15 protein-coding genes are annotated in these 19,435 nt (G+C 37.4%); 4 read left to right on the top strand and 11 right to left on the bottom strand.

Annotated elements, in window-relative coordinates; genetic code table 11:
- The first annotated feature begins 20 nt into the window (after positions 1-20).
- Entirely contained in the window at positions 21-455 is a 435-nt protein-coding gene (locus tag KBP46_RS22715; RefSeq protein ID WP_062671990.1) for a hypothetical protein, read from the top strand.
- 37 nt (positions 456-492) lie between these two features.
- On the opposite strand, the gene KBP46_RS22720 is transcribed toward KBP46_RS22715, so the two are convergent.
- The 4 genes from KBP46_RS22720 to bla form a co-directional block, all read right to left on the bottom strand.
- Positions 493-1,188, bottom strand: coding sequence for an ABC transporter ATP-binding protein (locus KBP46_RS22720; RefSeq protein ID WP_114821775.1), 696 nt, complete (start codon positions 1,186-1,188; stop codon positions 493-495).
- Positions 1,189-1,268: 80 nt separating this feature from the next.
- Positions 1,269-1,829, bottom strand: a complete 561-nt coding sequence (locus tag KBP46_RS22725; protein ID WP_062671985.1) for a hypothetical protein — start codon at positions 1,827-1,829, stop codon at positions 1,269-1,271.
- A 542-nt stretch (positions 1,830-2,371) separates the two neighbouring features.
- On the bottom strand, positions 2,372-3,412 hold the full coding sequence (locus KBP46_RS22730) for a serine hydrolase (protein WP_216444258.1): 1,041 nt from the start codon (positions 3,410-3,412) through the stop codon (positions 2,372-2,374).
- Complete coding sequence (bla, locus tag KBP46_RS22735) at positions 3,413-4,303, bottom strand: class A beta-lactamase (protein WP_123279632.1); 891 nt, start codon at positions 4,301-4,303, stop codon at positions 3,413-3,415.
- Positions 4,304-4,477: 174 nt separating this feature from the next.
- On the opposite strand from bla, the gene KBP46_RS22740 reads away from it, so the two are divergent.
- Together KBP46_RS22740 and KBP46_RS22745 are read left to right on the top strand one after the other, a co-directional pair.
- Positions 4,478-4,987 carry a DUF305 domain-containing protein gene (locus KBP46_RS22740; RefSeq protein ID WP_228432473.1) on the top strand — a complete coding sequence of 170 codons (510 nt, stop codon included), beginning with the start codon at positions 4,478-4,480 and terminating at the stop codon, positions 4,985-4,987.
- Between the two features lie 73 nt (positions 4,988-5,060).
- The gene (locus KBP46_RS22745) at positions 5,061-5,573 is read left to right on the top strand and encodes a hypothetical protein (protein ID WP_123279631.1); all 513 of its coding nucleotides are present in this window, start codon (positions 5,061-5,063) and stop codon (positions 5,571-5,573) included.
- Between the two features lie 323 nt (positions 5,574-5,896).
- Here the strand turns inward: KBP46_RS22745 and KBP46_RS22750 are convergent, their stop codons facing one another.
- The 7 genes from KBP46_RS22750 to KBP46_RS22780 form a co-directional block, all read right to left on the bottom strand.
- On the bottom strand, positions 5,897-7,360 hold the full coding sequence (locus tag KBP46_RS22750) for a RagB/SusD family nutrient uptake outer membrane protein (RefSeq protein ID WP_216444259.1): 1,464 nt from the start codon (positions 7,358-7,360) through the stop codon (positions 5,897-5,899).
- Between the two features lie 10 nt (positions 7,361-7,370).
- Positions 7,371-10,325 carry a SusC/RagA family TonB-linked outer membrane protein gene (locus KBP46_RS22755; protein ID WP_216444260.1) on the bottom strand — a complete coding sequence of 985 codons (2,955 nt, stop codon included), beginning with the start codon at positions 10,323-10,325 and terminating at the stop codon, positions 7,371-7,373.
- 191 nt (positions 10,326-10,516) lie between these two features.
- Positions 10,517-10,669: a hypothetical protein gene (locus KBP46_RS22760; protein WP_157885756.1), complete on the bottom strand. Its 153-nt coding sequence runs from the start codon at positions 10,667-10,669 to the stop codon at positions 10,517-10,519.
- A gap of 545 nt (positions 10,670-11,214) precedes the next feature.
- A complete protein-coding gene (locus tag KBP46_RS22765; protein WP_216444261.1) occupies positions 11,215-12,684 on the bottom strand; it encodes a TolC family protein in 1,470 nt (489 codons plus the stop codon).
- On the bottom strand, positions 12,677-15,838 hold the full coding sequence (locus KBP46_RS22770; RefSeq protein WP_062671968.1) for an efflux RND transporter permease subunit: 3,162 nt from the start codon (positions 15,836-15,838) through the stop codon (positions 12,677-12,679). Before KBP46_RS22770 ends, KBP46_RS22765 begins: the two co-directional genes overlap by 8 nt.
- A gap of 15 nt (positions 15,839-15,853) precedes the next feature.
- Positions 15,854-16,939: an efflux RND transporter periplasmic adaptor subunit gene (locus KBP46_RS22775; protein ID WP_123279627.1), complete on the bottom strand. Its 1,086-nt coding sequence runs from the start codon at positions 16,937-16,939 to the stop codon at positions 15,854-15,856.
- Positions 16,940-17,044: 105 nt separating this feature from the next.
- Positions 17,045-17,476 (bottom strand): hypothetical protein, encoded by a 432-nt coding sequence (locus tag KBP46_RS22780; protein ID WP_131797483.1) that lies wholly within the window; start codon positions 17,474-17,476, stop codon positions 17,045-17,047.
- Positions 17,477-17,908: 432 nt separating this feature from the next.
- On the opposite strand from KBP46_RS22780, the gene KBP46_RS22785 reads away from it, so the two are divergent.
- On the top strand, positions 17,909-19,417 hold the full coding sequence (locus KBP46_RS22785; RefSeq protein ID WP_216444262.1) for an adenosine kinase: 1,509 nt from the start codon (positions 17,909-17,911) through the stop codon (positions 19,415-19,417).
- Positions 19,418-19,435: the final 18 nt, after the last annotated feature.

The raw sequence follows: 19,435 nt of genomic DNA on the forward strand, positions 1-19,435 counted from the left end.
TCAAATTTTGAATTTTTAAAATGATTTATATCGTTCAGCTCATTATAACATTACTGATTATTAGTTTTTTTGTTTTCTCTATTATTGAAATCTATTGTGAAATTGTGAAAAAAAGTTCTTGGGCCTTTTTGGGTATGCTTATCAGCTTGATTTTATTTTTTTTAATGATTACAGTACGCAATCATATGGTTAAAAATGAACTTGTAAAAAATATAAATGCTTCAAAAATAGAACAGAAAAATTCACTTTTTTCAAAAAGAGAATTGTCGGATATTCATCTTGTAAGCGAGAAAATGAGAGTTGTTGATAAAGATATTTATGTTGTGCTTATGCCTCAAAAAGATACACTTTACATGAATCAGGATTTTAATAACAAGAATAAATTCTGGATCCACTATAAAAAGTATGAGATTTTAAAATTTACAGCACCTGTAGGATATATCATTAAAAACTAAAAAATCGCCCGAAAAACTTTCGGGCGATCTCATACTTTTATGCGGTATAACTTGCAAAAGCATCTTCCAGGCTTTCAAATTTACCTTTAAACTCATCAATAGGGCAGTCCTGAAGAATATTTCCTTTATGGATCAGAATGACTCTAGAGCAAAGCGCCTCCACTTCCTGCATGATGTGGGTAGAAAGTAAAACAGTCTTTTGCTGTCCGATTTCTTTTACCACATTACGGATTTCAATGATTTGGTTAGGATCAAGACCGTTGGTAGGCTCATCCAGAATCAGTAAATCCGGTTGATGAATAATGGCCTGTGCAAGCCCTACACGCTGTTTATATCCTTTAGATAACTGGCCGATCTTTTTAGATTTTTCGGGAGTAATTCCTACCAGTTCGATCACCTCATCTACCCTGGATTCAGAAATTTTGTGGATGTTGGCAACAAACTGAAGGTATTCTTTCACATACATCTCCAGATAAAGCGGATTATTTTCAGGAAGAAAACCGATTTTCTTTTTGCTTTCGATCTCATGGTCTGAGATATTCATTCCATTGAAAATAATTTCTCCCTGATCAATTTTCAGTGCACCGACAATAGATTTCATCAGGGTAGATTTTCCGGCACCGTTTGGGCCAAGAAGACCGATGATCTCATTTTTATCAATAGAAATGTTGATGTTGTCAAGGGCAGTCTGTTCACCAAATTTTTTGGTTAAATTGATTATCTGAAGCGGCATAAGTTTTACTATCTTTCTGCAAAAATAAAATAAAAAAACTCATCCGATAGAATGAGTTTCGCAATATTTATAAAATATAATTATTTTCTTGATTTTTTCTTGGCTCCGCCTGATGCCGGAGTTGCTGTAGAGGCTGTATTTGTGGTTCCCTTATTACCCGTTGGGTTTATCGTGGCCGGTTTGTCATACATCGCATACTTTCCATTGGTTCTTCCAAAAATTTTTTCCACCTGTTTTTGGGTTAAAAACTGTGATTTTCCAATGTACTTTCTGTTTTTGTTGATCACCTGGATAAACTGCATGGTTTGTTGACCATAGTTTTTTTCATAATGAAGTTCTATGATGTCATTGGGAAGTTCCAATACAACATTTTCTTCTGGAGTGGTAACAAAACCATCCATAATAAGCTTATATAATCCGGCCACATCACCATTAAGATTCTGGAATGAAAAAGAGCGGATTGTGTTCAGGTTGCTGGTGTTCAGATCCTGGTAGTTGACTGTAAATTTATCTTCCTTTTTATAGAGACCAACGGAATTATCTTTACCAATTTCCACCAAACTTTCATTTTTCAACACTTTGATCTGTGAGAAAACTGAAATACCGAACATACATGTAATAAGTAGAATTATTTTTCTCATGGAATGAATTTTAATGTTTTATAACTTGGTGCACATAAATTTACTCATAAAAAAGCTAAAAAACAATTTTATTCGTTAAAGCAAAAGTAACACTTTTTTTTAATATTGATACGTGATCATCTGCTGATGCTATGGATTTCATGGTTTATATAAAAGTTTGGTAACCATGAGATTAATTCTTTTTTATTAAAGTGCTGCGATGCTTGTTTGCGATAGGTTTTTGATCGTTGGAAGGATGTAATGTATTGAAAAACAGTTTGAAAAACCTTTACGTAAGATTTAATTACAAAATTAATTTAAAATAAATAGTAAAATTGAAATTTTGTGAAATAAAATTAGAGAAATTATAACAGTTTGTTTTTAGAAACAGTGTCTACAAAAGCATCAAACTCTTGTTTGTAGCTTCTCCCAACAGAGATCTGGTGTTTGTTGACAATCAGTTTATTATTGTTGAAAGCAGTATTTAATTTTATCGCAGATAAAATTAAATACTGTGTGTTTTAAAAGCCTTTGGTGGATATTTTTTAAAAGCTTTTTGTGGTTTACTTAGAAGTTATTGCCTTCAGAACAGCATTTTTTATTGCAGCTTCTTTGAAACTCCAGTATTCACGGTTTTCAGGCATCTGATTTTCAAGGATGATCAATGTTGTATCTGTGGAAGGAAAGTAGGTGTTAAGACAGGTGAAGCCATCGCCAAGACCAGTCACGGCAAAATAATCCAGACCTGATTCTTTGATGAACCTTATATTGTACCCGAATCCCATGCTTTCTTTTCCAAATACATCATGCTGAGAACGTGTGGAAGGGGTCATCATTAATTTCTGAAATCCCGGGGAGAGAAGTTTACCTTTAAATAATGCCTGATCCCATTTTGCCAGATCCTGTACGGTGGAAATGATTCCTGCGGCAGGAGCGATGTCATCATTCAGAAAAGACTCTTTTACTTTCTCAAACTGATTGTTTTCATTCATATAACCGGGAACGAGAGATTGATTATTCTTTGGGTTATAAACAAAAGTTTGATCCATTCTTAGTTTTTTAAAAAGAGAACCGGCAAGTTCTGTGAAACTTTTTCCTGTGGTATTTTTAAGAATTTCTCCAAGCATCATATAAGAGAGATTTCCATATTTAAACTGTGAACCGGCTTTGAAAGCTGAGGGTTTTTCCAGTTTGGTAATTCCGTGAGTATGGTTCAGGAGATGATGGATTGTTACTGTATCTGCCCAGGTTTGTGTAAGAGTGGGAAGATATTTTTTGATAGGAGTATGAAGATCCAGTTTTCCCTGTTCGGCAGCCTGTAGAACCAAAACAGCGGTCACCTGCTTGGAGTTTGACATGATTTCAAACTGATCATCTGTTTTCAAAGGAATTTTTTTTTCAAAATCCTTGTAACCGTTGGATTTCAGATATTGTATATTTCCTTTTTGAGTGACCAGAACAACGCCATTGAACTGTATTGGGCTGGAAGCTGTGATAATGCTGTCAATTTTATGGGCATAAATGTCTTTTCTCTGAGCTGTCGCGTTAATAGATAGCAGGGTAGAAATTGCACCTGTGAAGAGTAATTTTGTTATGGTCATCATTTATTTTTTGTTGTAATATTCATAGGCCGCTTTGGAGATATCAGCAATAATAGCTTCCGCATCACCGAATTTTTCATAAGTATCATGAATAAAAACAGCGATGTAGAACTTTTTCTTACCGGAAATTTCTATAATACCAAAATCATTAACAGCGCCCGTCATTCCTTCTTTATTTGTAAAGGAAGTTCCTGTTCTATGGGCTGTTTTTACATGTTGTGGCAAATTGCCCTTCAGCCTTTTTGTTCCTGTAGTGTTGTTAAGCATGGCGTTATAAAGCCACAATGTATGTTTTTTGTTGAGAATTTTTCCATTGTTGAATGCCTCAAGCAGTTTGGTAGTCTCATTGGGTGTTATTTTGTTTACAAATTGAGATTCCCAGTCTTTATGCATATCTTCTTCATTGTTCCTAATTATGAAATCTTTACTATTGATGAATTGTTGTACAGGCTCAGGCCCGCCAATTAACCTTAGCAAAATATCAGTTAAATTATTGTCACTGTAAGAAACCATCCATTTTATAGCTTCTTCCAAACTGATTTCTATATTACCATCAGGATATTCTTTCCTGAATGGGCTCCAGGTATCTTCCAATAATTCCTCTTTTTTAATGAGCAGTTTTTGCTGTAAAGAAAGTTCACCTTTTTCTATTTTGTTCAGAACCGTTAATGCAATTGGAAACTTTACGGTACTGAGCATTGGATAAAGCTTATTGCCATTAATCTGTATTCTTTCTTTGTGGTAAGGATCAATAATTGAAACTCCTACATCTGCCTTTTTATTGGAGAGAATGGATTCAATTGTTTTTTTTAGATCCGGAAGTTTAGAACCCTGAGAGAAAAGAGATAAGTGGAATAACAGAGCGAAGAATGTGAAAATAATTCCTTTTTTCATGTGAGTTTGGTCTTAATTTTTAGGTTTCCAAATATATTTTTTTTTGATTACACAATAAAATATTTTCGTCAATTATTATGAGTATAAGCATAAACCTGTCAGATAAATAGTATTATTTTTATCACAAGTTTTTGAATTATATAATTATTTACAGTGCCCTCTCTTATGGAAATTATGAAGCATAAAAATGAAGTCTCTTCTTTAAAAGAAGATAAAAAACATTCAATTAATTCTTCTGTAATGTACAGCCGATTTGTACTTATGGCTTTGATGATGTTCTGTTTTATGTACATCATTATGTACACGATGATAGACAACCCGAGAAATTTTATTTCAAATATTAATAATTTATACATGACTCTCATGATGGTTTCAGCCATGTTACTTATTGAATTATGGGTTATGCGAAAGAGGTATAGAAACAGAAAACTCAATTGTATCATTGTAAGTATTGGAGTGATGACAAGTCTTTTTTCCTGGTTTGGAATCAGAGAACAGGTGAATGTGGATGACAGGCAGTTTGTAAAAAGTATGATTCCTCATCATGCAGCTGCCCTTTTGATATCTGAAAAAGTACACCTCAGCGATCCACAACTGATTATTCTTCAGAGAAATATTTTTAAAACCCAATCTGCAGAAATTAAGCTGATGAAAAGAAAACTTAAGGAGTTGGAAAGAAGGTAGAGTAGGAGACAGAAAATAACAAGAATGGGATCTACTGTTATTTTATTCAGGATATTTTAATAATTTAGTTCGTATGAAAATTAAAATTATCTGCTTTTTTGTACTTCTTTTCTCCGTTATTTCCTGTAAAAAAGATAAAGAATACCCTAAATATGTTGAATTGGAATCGGGAAATGGAAGCTATTCACTTTATATAAGAGATGGAAATTTTGAGTTTTTAAAAACAGAACTTGTAAGCTATGATCAAATCTTAACAGCACCTTTTTCAGAAGGTAAATATAAGATATCAGGTGATGAACTGATTTTGAATAGTGATAAAGGGAAAAAATATATTTTCAAAATCGGGAATGACTCTGAACTGATCCCTGAAAAAGTGGATTTCCTGAAAGACCTGAAAGGATTGTATCCTGTTAAGATTCTTCATAACAACAAAATGCCGAAAGAAATGGGACGTCTGGATTCTTTAGGAAGAAAAAATGCGTTGTGGCTTTATTTTAATGAAAAGGGAAAAGTGGTTAACCAGAGATTGTATAAAAATGGTGAACTCGTAAAAGATCATTACAAGTCTGATATTATTATAAAATAAAGAATCTGCAAGAGACTTTGAAATAACAGTATTCAATTTTATCGCAGATAAAATTCTTGCGCCTTATAGCAGTCTTCTTAATAGAATTTTGCGTTTTTACGTTTTTCAATTATACCTTTCTTATTTGTGTTTTTGAAAACGCCAAGACGCAAAGCTTTTTAATTCTATGCATAATTTTAAGGCACGAAAAAATCAAAGATTTTTAGCAAGTGAAAGTCAAAAATATATCAGCAACTTACCTTAGTCAATAAAAAAGGCGCCACTTACAAGTAAATGGCGCCTCGTCACTGAATATATTTGAATGTAAAATTGTTTCTGTTTATCTACTCATTCTGTTTGATTTGTGGGTTATTATTAATCTCTTTATTAGGAATCTGGAATCTGAATTTATCAGGAGTCAGGTTGAATCTTCCAAAAGTATGATTCGTTCCGGTGTATACTCTTTCTAAAGGAGTATTAAGTCTTTTCATATCAAACCAGGCATAGCCTTCACCCCAAAGTTCTATTCTCTTTTGCAGGACAATTTCATTAATCAGCTCGCTGCCTGATTTCGTAGATAATGTGTAAGCCTGATCTCTTTTGGAGGTAATGTCAAATAATACCTGTCTTGCTTCTGCTTCTCTTCCTTGTCTGGCAAGAGCTTCCGCTTGTATATAATATAGTGAAGATGCTCTGATGTAAATATAATCTCCTTCAAAAAGCGTAGGATCTTTAAATTTCCAGCTTACATAAGGCGGATAATTCTTCGTTTTTCCGTTGAATGTATATGCAGCATTCTGGTTTCCATTGAATACTTTTTTACGGTAATCCGTTGCCGGAATGGCTTCATAAAGGCGCTTGTCTATAAGCTTACGGATTTGTGCGGCTCCGGCATATCCTTCATTCGTATTATCAAACATGGAGAAGAAAGAAGCATAATAATTTCCGATGCTCATTGTGGAGATCGTATTATGAAAACCCCATATTACCTCAGGATTATTGATATTGGAAAATCCGGTATTGGTATAATCATCCTCGGTCATCAGGGCAATTCCCTGTTTACTTTCCTGAGCATATTGGGCTGCCTTGATATAATCCCGTGTTTCCAGAAATACTTCTGCGGCAATAGCTTTAGCAGTTCTTTGGTCTATCTGGGCTCTGGAAGGTCTGGTGTAAGTATCCAAAAGCGTTACAGATTCTTCTATATCTTTTTTGATTTGCGTATATACCTCAGCAACTGTTGATCTCGGAAGTCCCTGACTTGGATTAGCTGCGGTAAGAACCAATGGAAGGCTGGGCTCAGACTGATGTCCGTTATAATCATTGGCATAAAAACGCACCAGATAAAAGTAGGAATAAGCTCTTAAAGCGAGCAGCTGTCCTGCAATGGCTCTGTTTTTTGCATTGGCATTTTTATCCAGACCATCCAGCAGCTTGTTGATTACGAATATTCTTGCATAAAAAGTAGTCCATACAATCTCAGAAGCAATATTACTGGCATTAGTGGCTTCATAATTATAAAACATTCCTAAATGCTGGTTGGTAGACTGGATCACATCATTAGACATCAGATCAGCACCTGCTTTAATTCCCATGATTCCGAAATCTGAGTGAACGGTGGTACCGCCTGCACCATTGCTTCGAAGATCAAGATAGATTCCACCCAGAATTTTTTCCGGACTGTTTGCATCGTTATTGAGCTGCTCTCCGGAAATATCCCCTTCCGGTAACGTATTGAGATCATTAGCACAGCTGGTAACCAAAAAACTTAGGGTTACAGCTGTTATAAAGTATTGTATTGTGTTCATTCCTGTTCTTTTAAAAGTTAAGTTTAAAGCCTAAAGAGACGCTTGACAACAGAGAATACCGGTACGAATCTGAAACTCCCGTCAGCGAAGCTCTCGGATCATAACCTTTTCTCTTGGACCATAGGTACAGGTTGTTTCCTGTCACATAGATTTTCAAACCTGATAAGCCTGCCTGTTGTGCAAAACCATCGGGAAGCTGATAGGAGAGGGTTACGTCCTGAAGGCTGATATAATCCGATTTGATCAGATACAGCGTTGAATTTCCGTTCTGGTTTGTAGCGGTAAGATCTACTCTCGGTAAGGCAGCCGTTGGATTTTCCGGAGTCCAGGTTTTATCCAGATCTGTTGAATAGTTGGAACCATAGCTGTCAGAATGGAATAAGCTTCTGTAAATATCATCATAGCCATAGCCTCCGAACTGGTAAGCGAAATTCACTGCAAGATTAAATCTTTTAAAGCTGAAATCTGTTCCGAATCCTCCATATACCTTTGGAATAGCAGACTTTCCGGTGTTATAGTCGGTGGCTTCCTTATAATTATTGGTCACTGTTCTTTCTTCCTTTTGGGTAGTTGGGTTGATGGTTGTGCGATACCATAAAGCATCACCGTTCTCAGGATTTACTCCGGCAAATTCTTTTAGGAAATAGGTGTAACGGTCTCCACCTTCTGTCAGGATAAATAAACCTGAAACAAGTCCTGTATTTCTTTGCTCAGCCGGTAATCTGGTAATCTTATTTTTATAGTGAGTGGCATTCGCATAAAAACTCCACTGGAACTCATCACCGCGAAGGATATCTACATTGACATTCGCCTGAACACCTCTGTTGGTCATATCTCCGATATTTCCATACTTCACATAGGAGCCTGCATTGGAGGGAGGAAGAGGAAGCGTGTAAATCATATCCGACACTTTCCTTTCAAAATAATCAGCATTCAGGTTGATTCTGTTTTTTAAAAGTGAAATTTCAAAACCGGCATTCAGGTTTTTGGAGGTTTCCCATTTTAAATCCTTATTTCCTTGTTTTTTAAGCGACAGAACAGGTTTGTCGTCCCCGAAGTTGTTGATTCCGTAGATATCCTGATACGCATAATAATCTCTGCTGGAACTTCCTAAAAGAATGTTGTCATTTCCCTGCTGGCCGTAAGAAGCTTTTAATTTTAAAGAATTAATCACACTGTTGTCCTTAAGGAAATTCTCTTTTGCGATATTCCATGCCAGTCCCAGTCCATAGAAATTTCCCCATCTGCTTTCCGGAGAAAATACAGAGGAACCGTCTCTACGGATATTGGCATTGAAGAAATATTTTCCGTCATAATTATAGAGTAACCTTGTGAAATAGCCTTCTACCGCATATTCATAACCGCTTCCTGATAAACCGGTAATTTTCACAGCATTATCAAAAGCTTGTGAGTCAGGTAATAAAAGCTGCTGTTTTGATCCTGAAAAGCCATCATCTTTTATTTTATTCAGTTCATGTCCTACAAGGAGGTTGAAGCTGTGATTTCCCAGTTTTTTCTGGTAGGTAAGCAACTGCTGATGGTTCAGTGTATATTTAAAGTTTGAACTCTGCGAAATAGTTCCTCCCACAGAAGATGAAGTTCCTCCTTCCGTATTTCCAAACTGAAGGTTTCTTGTATTTTCAAGATAGGCACCAAAATTATAAGTAAAATCCAGTCCTCTGATGATTTCATAATTTAACCCAAGATTAAGATTGGTCACATTACTTACGATTTGTGATTTATTCTTCTGAAGATTCCCTACAGGATTTTCAAACACCGCATAAGATCTTGTGGCTCCGTTGGGACCCTGGCCGTCTCCGTAATCATATAGAGCATTTCCATAACTATCATAAAGCCTCTGGTAATTGTTATCTCTCAGGAAAACAGGATAGAAAGGAGCAATATTTCTGGCAAACTGGAAAGGGTTGGAAAAACCTCCGGTCTCCCCGAAATCCTGCTTGCTGTAAGTGTAAGATAAAGCACTGGTCAGCTTCAGTTTAGAGGTGATAGAGTAGTCCACATTAGACCTGATCCCGAATCTTTCGAAACCTGAAGAAATCAGATATCCTTTATCATCCAGATAATTAAGAGAAGTATAAGATTTTATCTGATCCCCATTGGCATTGATTCCCACTGTTGCTTCTCTTCGCAAAGCAGGTCTGAAAAGCAGTTTCTTCCAATCGTCCTGATACAATAATTTTGCATCAGAATTAAAAGAACCATCCTTTGATATCAGCTGATTAAAAGGAACATTGTATACATTATATCCCAGTTTTGTCAGTGCTGAAAGTCCCACATCATGAGGAGAAGGGCCGGAAGGAACAGCTCCCGGCTGTTTCAGTCTTGCAATTTCACCAATTCTTGCTCTGTTGTAATAAGCTGTGTAATAATCCTGAGGAGAAGTATAAACCGAATAATCTTCAATAGACCTGAAGTTGACTCCTGTTTTTACATCGGCCTCAATACTTACACCTTTACTTTTTCCTCTTTTGGTGTTCACAATAATAACACCATTAGCCCCTCTGGAACCGTATAAAGCATTCGAAGAAGCATCTTCAAGAAAAGAGATACTTTCAATATCCGATGCGGCAATACTGTTCAGGTTTCCGCTGTATGGAATGCCATCGAGTACAATTAACGGATCACTGGACGCGTTGATAGAGCCTATTCCTCTCATTCTGATGGTCGGCTGGGAGCCCGGCTGTCCTGAGGAAATCACCTGTACTCCCGCTACTTTTCCTCCAATTCCCTGAAGAATATTTCCGTTTTGAAGATTAGAAAGATCTTTAGCCTTCAGCGACTGTACAGATCCCGTAATTTCTTCTTTTTTCTGCTTCCCAAAAGCTACCACCACCACTTCTTTGATGGAAGTTTCTTTGGAAAGACTGTCTTTGCTTTGTGCAAAACCATATTCCGCGAACAGGAGTAAGGCCAATACACCAAGCTTGCATTGTTTCTTTTTCATTATATTAATCTAGGTTTAAAACTGAATTGTGTATTACTGCTGATCTCCCGTTAAAAAATGTGACTTTCCGCCTCCTTTTTTCAGGGAGGTTATAAAACGAATAGTAAAATTACAGGAGAGGTACCCGGATGAAAGAAGCCTTGAACTCTTTGGCTTTAATTCCTACAGTAATGAATGTATCTCTTAAAAAGTTAGCACATCATCATCATGCACATCATATCAAAGCACATGTTTTGAGAAATGCAGTTGTGCTGTGAAAGGGCAGACATTCCACAACAATTTTGCTGTGCAGAAGCTGCCACCGTAATGGTGCATAGGTAAGAATTAAAGGTATTCTTATTCATGAGAATAAAGTTTATGATTTTTTTAACTGGGTCAAAATTATCTAATAAATGACGAACCCAGATAAAACAAGAGCATGAGATAAATCATATTAGTCTACTAAATTAGTAGGTTAATTGATTTGAATTAAATTTATGAATCGTAAATATTTGATTTTTAATTAATTAATTCCATGTTTGAAAATGTTAAAAAATGATAAAAAAGTTAATTTTTCAAGTGTGAATTAAATTTAAAATAAAAAGTCTATTTATTTTGTAGACTTTTTATTTATTTTATAGCTGTATTTTCATGAGAATAAGGATCAGGAGCTTCATCCTGCTATCCGCTCATACTCCTCGCACCTGGCTGAATCCACTTTCTGCTGCGGGGTAACCGCTGCTATCAGGGCTAAAGATGATTTGAATTATAAGTGATAAATGATCAATTATCAATCATAATATAAAATTATCCCAAACCTCTGTGTCAATCTGTGAGATCTGCGGTGATAACAAAAAAAGAAGTCCATCTTTCGATAGACTTCTTATGAAAACAAGATTAAAATATGGATTTATTCTTTCTTAATATCCGGAACTGCCAACGGAGCCTGATCCCAACCACCGCCAAGCGCTCTGTAAACAGCAACACTCGCTTTAAGTTGGTTCACTTTCTTCTCTACCAGCTCAAACCTGGATTCCAGGGCATCCCTTTGAGTCAGTAAAACTTCCATGTAATCAGCACGGGCATATTTGAACAGGTCGTTGGAAATATCTATAGACTTTGTTAAAGCATTTACTTCCTTCGTTTTGATATTCACACTGCTTTCCAGATTATGAATTTTAGCCAATTGATTGGCTACCTCAATATAAGCTCCCAAAACAGTCTGCTCATAATGATACACTGCCTGAATCTGTTTGGCGTTGGCATTATTGTAAGCGGCCTTAATCGCCCTTCTGTTGATCAGAGGTGCTGTAAGTTCTCCTGCAAGAGAAAACAGAAACGACTGAGGTTTGATGATATACAGTGGATTAAAAGCCTGTAACCCGACTCCTGCAGAAAGATCAAGAGAAGGGTAGAACCTTGCTTTGGCCACTTTAATGTCAAGCTTGGCAGCAGCCAGTTCATATTCAGCCTGTTTGATATCCGGACGGTTTTCCAATAGTTCGGAAGGCATTCCTCCATACACAGCTTGCGGAATAACAGAATCAAAAGAATCCTGACTTCTTTCCACGGGTTGTGGAAATCTTCCCACCAGATAATTAATCCTGTTCTCCGTTTCAACTATCTTCTGCTGAATGTCATACTGCATTCCCTGAGTTTTCAGAACCTGGGCTTCAAATCTCTGTACTGCCAGTTCATTGGATCGCGCATTCTTCTTTAATTCTTTGATAATATCCAGCGCATCATTCTGAATTTTGATATTCTGATTCAGGATTACCAGCTCATTATCCAATGCCAGGAGCTCATAATAAGAATCTGCAATCTCAGAAATAAGATGAGTGGTCATGAAGTTCTTTCCTTCAATGCTGGCAAGATATCGCTGTACCTGTGCTTTTGTCGCATTATGCAGCTTTCCCCAGATATCCGTTTCCCACTGTGCCTGAACACCTGCTCCAAAATCAAATAAAGGTTCCGGCATTTCTCTGCCGGGCTCTATTTCGGTATTGGCCTCCATAGCTCCGATATTGGTGTATCGGCTTACTTTGTCTACACCAGCTCCGGCTTTTAAACCTACAGAAGGAAGATATTCCCCTTTTCTGGCTTTGATTTCATTTTTAGACATTTCAATTTCCTGAAGGACAATATTCAGTTCCTGATTATTCTGAAGGGCCTGGGTAATCAGTTCCTGAAGATGCGGATCACTGAAATATTCATTCCACTTCATTTTTCCGGTATTGATAGTGTCGTTTTCTGCTGAACCGTATTTTTCAGGGACAGTTTTGTTCTCAGTACGTTGTGCTATTTCTATAGGTTTACAGGCAGTAAGGCTTAATAAGACGACTGCCAGACCTGCATATTGATATATTTTTCTTTTATTCATAATGGATCATGTCTTCGCTTAATGGAGATTCATCTTCGTCTTTGATCATTTTTTTACCATCAGACCACTTGGCAAATATGTAGTAAAGCCCCGGAATTACAATCACTCCGAACAGTGTTCCTATCAGCATTCCTCCCAGTGAAGATGCCCCAATGGTATGGTTTCCGATCGCTCCCGCACCTCTTGCAAAAACAAGCGGAACCAATCCTGCAATAAAGGCAAAAGAAGTCATCAGAATCGGTCTGAAACGGGCTTTGGAGCCTTCTACGGCAGCTTCGAGAATAGAATCTCCTGCCTGACGCCTTTTCACGGCAAATTCTACAATAAGTACTGCGTTTTTACCCAGTAATCCGATAATCATGATCAATCCTACCTGTGCATAGATGTCATTTTCAAGTCCCATTGCTTTTAATAATAAGAAAGACCCGAAAACTCCCACCGGTAAAGAGCAAAGTACCGCAAACGGAATCAGGAAACTTTCATACTGAGCCGCCAGAACCAGATACACGAATACCAAAACAACAAGGAAGACATAGATCGCTTCATTACCACGTTGTGCCTCATCATAAGACAATCCTTCCCACGCCACTTTATATCCGTGAGGAAGTGTTTTGGCCGCGGTTTCATTGATGGCCTGAATAGCATCTGCCGTTGTATATCCTGCAGCCGGAAGACCACGGATGGCAGCGGAATTGTACATGTTATAGCGGGTAATTTCATTAGGTCCCTGTGTCTTTTTCATCGTCATAAATGCTGAATAAGGAACCATTTCATCACGGTCATTTTTCACATACAGATTCATAATATCTGTCGGAAGTCTTCTGAATTCCGGAGAAGACTGTACATACACCTTGAAGAACTGCCCGAAACGGATAAAGCCCTGTTCATAGGTACTACCGATAAGAATGTTGAGGTTGTCCATCGCTTTTCCGATAGAAACTCCTTTCTGCATGGCTGCATTATTATCAAATACCAGCTCATACTGAGGATAATTAGCCGCAAAAAAGGTGAAGACTCCTGAAAGCTCCTTACGCTTTTTAAGCTGTGCGATGAAATCTTTATTGGCTTTATCAAATTCCTGATAATCTGTCGTTCTGTTCAGATCCAGAAGTCTCATAGAGAAACCTCCCGAAGATCCGAATCCCGGTACAGCTGGTGGTTCAAAGAACTCAATGGTAGCTCCAAGATCTTTTGATTTTTCTTCCAGTTCTTCCATGATCTCCTTCACAGAATGATCACGGTCGTTCCAGCTTTTAAGGTTAATCAGACAGGTTCCTGCATTCGAACCACGGCCTTCCGTCATGATTTCGTATCCTGCCAGAGATGATACAGATTCCACACCGTCTACACCCATACAGATTTTCTGCAATGTTCTGGAAACCTTATTCGTCTGTTCAAGGGTAGAACCCGGAGGAGTCTGGATAATAGCATAGATAGTTCCCTGGTCTTCATTCGGGATAAACCCGCCCGGAAGTACTTTATTGATCATCACAATTCCGGCACAGAAAGCAATCAGAATTCCCCATGTTACCACCTTTCGGCTTACGATTTTTCTAAGGAATGAAGCATATTTTCCTGTTATTTTATCAAACCCGCTGTTAAAAGAGTCTAAAGCTTTGGTGAAAATATTGACTTTCTTAGGTTTTCCATGATGGTTTTTCAATAGCATTGCAGCTAAAACCGGAGTCAGAGTAAGGGCTACTACCGCAGAAATCACAATAGAGCTTGCCATGGTAATAGAAAACTGACGATAGAAAGTTCCCACCGGACCTGTCATAAATGAAATAGGAATGAATACGGCTACCATCACGGCTGTAATGGCAATAATAGCTCCGGCAATTTCACCCATCACTTCTTTTACCGCTTTATAAGGCGAAATATTACTGTCTTCCATTTTGGCGTGAACGGCTTCTATCACTACAATCGCGTTATCAACCACAATACCGATGGCCAGTACCAAAGCAAAAAGAGTAACAAGGTTGATGGTTAACCCAAAGAATTGGATCACAAAGAATGTTCCGATCAAAGAAACCGGCACGGCAATAATAGGAATCAAAGTAGAACGCCAGTCACCAAGGAAAATGAAAACCACGATGGCCACAAGGATAAACGCATCTCTCAACGTATGCATTACCTGTTCGATAGAAGCATCAAGGAATTGGGAAACGTCATAACTGATTTTATAATCAACTCCCGGAGGAAAGTTCCCTTTCATTTCTGCTAGTTTTGCTTTCACATCTCTGATTACGTCATTGGCATTACTTCCGTAATTCTGTTTTAAAACGATAGATGCGGAAGGATGCCCGTCAAGATTGGAATAAATATCAAAGAATTCACTTCCCAATTCTACTTTGGCAATATCTTTTAGCTTTACATTTTCTCCTTCGGCATTGGAACGCACGATAATATTTTCATATTCTTCCGGTTTGTTGTATTGCCCTTTATAAGTCAGTACATATTCCAGTGACTGTGCTGCAATACCGGAACTTTGTCCGATTCTCCCCGGGCGTCCAATGATACTTTGTTCGCCGATAGCTTTCATCACCTCATCTACAGAGATGTCATAAGCACGCATACGGTCAGGGTTCAGCCAGATACGCATGGCATATCTTCGGCTTCCCAGGATCTGAGATTTTGCAATTCCGTGGATACGGTTAATTTCCGGGATGATATTCACCATAGAGTAGTTGTACAGGAATTTTTCATCCATACTTTTATTGGTGCTGTAAAGGTTCACGTACATCAGCATACTGGGCTGAATCGGGTTTACTACAACCCCTTCTTTCTGTACCAGTTCCGGTAATAAAGGCATTACCTGATCCACTCTGGTTTTTACCAGAACTACCGCTTCATTGGGATCGGTTCCGGGATCAAAGACAACGTTCACCGTAGCTTCCCCGGCACTGGTAGCATCGGTGGTGATATAACGCATTCCCTGAACTCCATTGATGGCATTTTCAATTGTAATCAAAGATGATTTTACCAATACATCTGCACTCGCTCCCGGATAAGCAATAGAAACAGCTACGGTGGTAGGGGCAATTTTTGGAAACTGTTCAGTAGGAAGCTGCTTCATAGCAATCCCTCCCATAAACAGGATCACAACCGATATCACAATGGCGAAAACCGGTCGGTGTATTACTTTTTTAAACATAATGCTGTTTTTGGGTTACTCGGCGTACAGATCCAGGTTCGACATTACTTTTTCAGGCTTTTGGTATTTTGAGCTGATCTTCTGGTTTTCCTGAACCATTCTAAGCCCTTCCAAAAGGATTCTGTCATCCTTTCCAAGCCCTGAAGCGACGACATAAATATGGGGTAATTCAGCAGCCACTTTTATTTCTCTCGCATGTACTTTACCATCTTTACCAATCACATAGACATATTTCTTTTCCAGCTCTTCGAAAGTCGCTTTCTGTGGAATCATCATTGCATTGGCATAAGGTGAGGTGATAACGATGTTTCCGGTTTCTCCGTATCTCAACAGTCCTTTCGGATTTGGGAAAGTAGCCCTGTAAGCGATATTTCCGGTTTCATTGTCAAAATCAGACTCTATGGTTTGTACAATACCATCTTGTGTAAACTCTTTGCCATTGGCCATTCTTAAACGTACATGCATTGGATTATTATCCTTTTTGGCATCCATCTGATTAAGATATTCAGCTTCCGGTACATTGAAATATACCCACATTTTGCTGTTGTCGGAAAGCTCGGTTACAAGCTCACCTTCATCTACAAGACTTCCTTTACGTACGTGTAATTTTCCTACAATTCCATTGAAAGGAGCACGGATTTCGGTAAATTTTAAATGGGTATTCATTGAAGCAAGTTCGGCCTGCGCTTTTTCATACCTTGCTTTAGCCATAGCCATTTCCTGAGGAGCAACGATGTTTTTGTCAGAAAGGTTTTTGGTATTCTGATATTCGATTTGCGCATATTTGGATTCCGCTTTGGCACGGTTTACATCAGATTCATAAAGATTAGGCATGATTTTGAACATCAGCTGCCCTTTCTGAACAAATTGCCCTTCATCTACATAAATAGACTGGATGTATCCTTTTTCCTGGGCACGAAGCTCAATATGATTGATAGAACGGATCTGTGCAACATAATCTTTGTTGACTAAAGTATCTTTTATAAGAGGGCTTGTTACGTTGAATGACGCTGCTTCTGTTTTTTCCTTTTTTTCAGATTGACAGCTTACAAACAAGAGAATAAGGCACAAGTTGATATACATGAGACTTTTCTTGACCATGATAAATATTGTTTTTATAATAATTTATAATTGAAAAAATAGAGTTACCGGCTCTCACAATAAAGCATGAAAGCAGATAAGATTTTCGAAAAAATTAGTATAAAATCACAGTCGGATGACCCTGTACTGAAGGTACAGATCATCATGTAAGGTCTTTAAATGTTCTGATTGAGCAAGTGAAACAGCAATTTGTTTGTTGTGAAATGTCGTAACAAAGCCTGAAATAAGATGCCAGAAGCCATCTTTGAAAAGAGCAATAAGTTCTGTAGAACCGGAGGACTCTACGTTGTCGTCATTTTCATTGTCGTTTTCAGAAAGATTAGCTCTGATTTTATTGTAGCGGGGATGGCTGACATTGTAGGCATCATTAGACTCATTTTTAAGAAATGCAAAAGATTCTTTGATGCTCTTTTTTTCATGAACAAGAAGATCCGTAGTAAAATGAAGGTCAGAAGAAATATCCGTTGAAATATACTGCTGAATTTGCCCATAGTACCATCCTAAAACGGTAAGCAACGCAAATAACAAACTGTACAAATATTGATAAAATCTTTTCCGCATTCCAGAGACAAAGGTAATTAAACTTAAAAATAAGTGCAACGGCTAAAGATTAAAAAAGTGTTAAAAATTTGATTGCTTCATTGAAAAAATACATCTGTTTATGATGTTTCCTTTTTGGCTAATAAGAAAATAGGTTTTAGTGAAGTCTTCTGATGAATATTTCGGAATTTTGTCTATGCAAAAAAATAACAGGTGCTTTAGGGAACCTCTTAAACCATTTACAAATGGATTATATTTTTTATATGAGCATGAACAAAAAAATTAAAGCATAATATTTCTAGCTGGAGGCTCAAAAAAATAATATTATCTTTGAATTAGCTTTACTTTGCACAATTTTTGCTATAACAAGCTACTTTTATTTTATCGGTTAAAACATAACTGACAGTACAAACCCCTCCAATATTTAGTATGATGAAAAAATACCTTATTTATATATCACTTTTTGCAGCACCCTTATTTTGGGGGCAAGGTAAAGTAACTGAAGAATCTGCATACCAGCAGAACCTGGCATTATCAGAGAAAGAAAATGCAGCAATGGCATTTGATGCCGATATAAAATTGTCCGATGCAGAAATGACTTTGGATAAAAAACTCTTCCAGATCCGTAAACAGTTTCTCAGTGATTCGGAAGCAAAGAAAATATCTTTATATAACAGCTCTTTTAATGAATTAAAACCATTAATGGAAAGCAGCAAACTGTTTGAAATCCTTCAGACCATGCCGAAAGGTGGTCTGTTGCATACCCACAGTGGGGGAATTACAGATGTGAAATGGATTATTTCGACTGCCAGAAAATATCAGGAATGCTATGTTTTTGATCAGAAAGATAATGATCAGTACATTTTCGGACAGCTGGCTTTTTTTGAAAAAGGAAAAGTTCCGGAAGGATTTGTAAGCCTTGATAAAAAGCTGGCCTCAACCACTGGTTTTGAAAAAGAACTGCAGGACCTTCTTACATTGAAACGAGACAATCTTTGCTCTTACACAGATTATTGGATTGAATTTGAAAAACGTTTTAAACGTATCAGTTTACTGCTTCCGTACCGTCCTTTCTTTAAGGCATATTATCTGAAAGGATTTCAGGATTTGATAAAAGACAAAGTACAGCACGTAGAAATCAGATATATCTTTGATGAACTTTATGATTTTCAACATGGAAAATATCCTATGAAGACGACGATTACAGATCTGCAGGATATTCTTAAAGAAGTACATCAGTCAGATCCGCAGTTCACCCTTAAACTGATCTATTCGAGTTTTAAATTCTTAGATAATGAAAGTATTGAGAAGCAGCTGGAAACGGCATTTGAAATGAAGAAAGAATTTCCGGATATGATCTCAGGCTTTGACCTTGTGGCAGATGAAGCAGCGGGACATCATATCAGTTTTTTTGAGAAAAGCTGGGCCACAATGAGCGGACTTCATAAAAAATACGGAGTAGAACTGCCTCTTTTCCTTCATGCCGGAGAAAGCAATTCTATCCTGAATAAAAATATTCTGGATGTAGCGCTGCTCAACAATAAAAGAATTGGTCACGGACTGAATCTGATCTATTTCCCCAAAACGATGGAACAGATCAGAAAACAGGATAGGCTGGTGGAAGTAAGCCCACTTAGTAATCAGATCTTAGGATATGTAAGTGACCTGAGAAATCATCCTGCAAGGGTTTTATTGAGCAACGGAGTACAATGTTCCATTAACAGTGATGATCCTTCAGTGTATGGATACACAGGTCTGAGCTATGATTTTTGGGTAACACAGATCTATTGGGAACTTAATGTGAAAGCATTGAAAAAACTGGTTTTTAATTCCATTAATTATTCTTCTATGAATGATGGTGAAAAAAAGAAAGCAATAACTTATTTGAACCAGCAATGGAATGATTTTGTCCAGAAAACAAATCAGAAATTAAATTAATAGGAGCTTCCTAAAAAA

This window comes from Chryseobacterium sp. PCH239 (genome assembly GCF_018924625.1).
GTDB classification, from domain to species: Bacteria; Bacteroidota; Bacteroidia; order Flavobacteriales; family Weeksellaceae; genus Chryseobacterium; species Chryseobacterium cucumeris.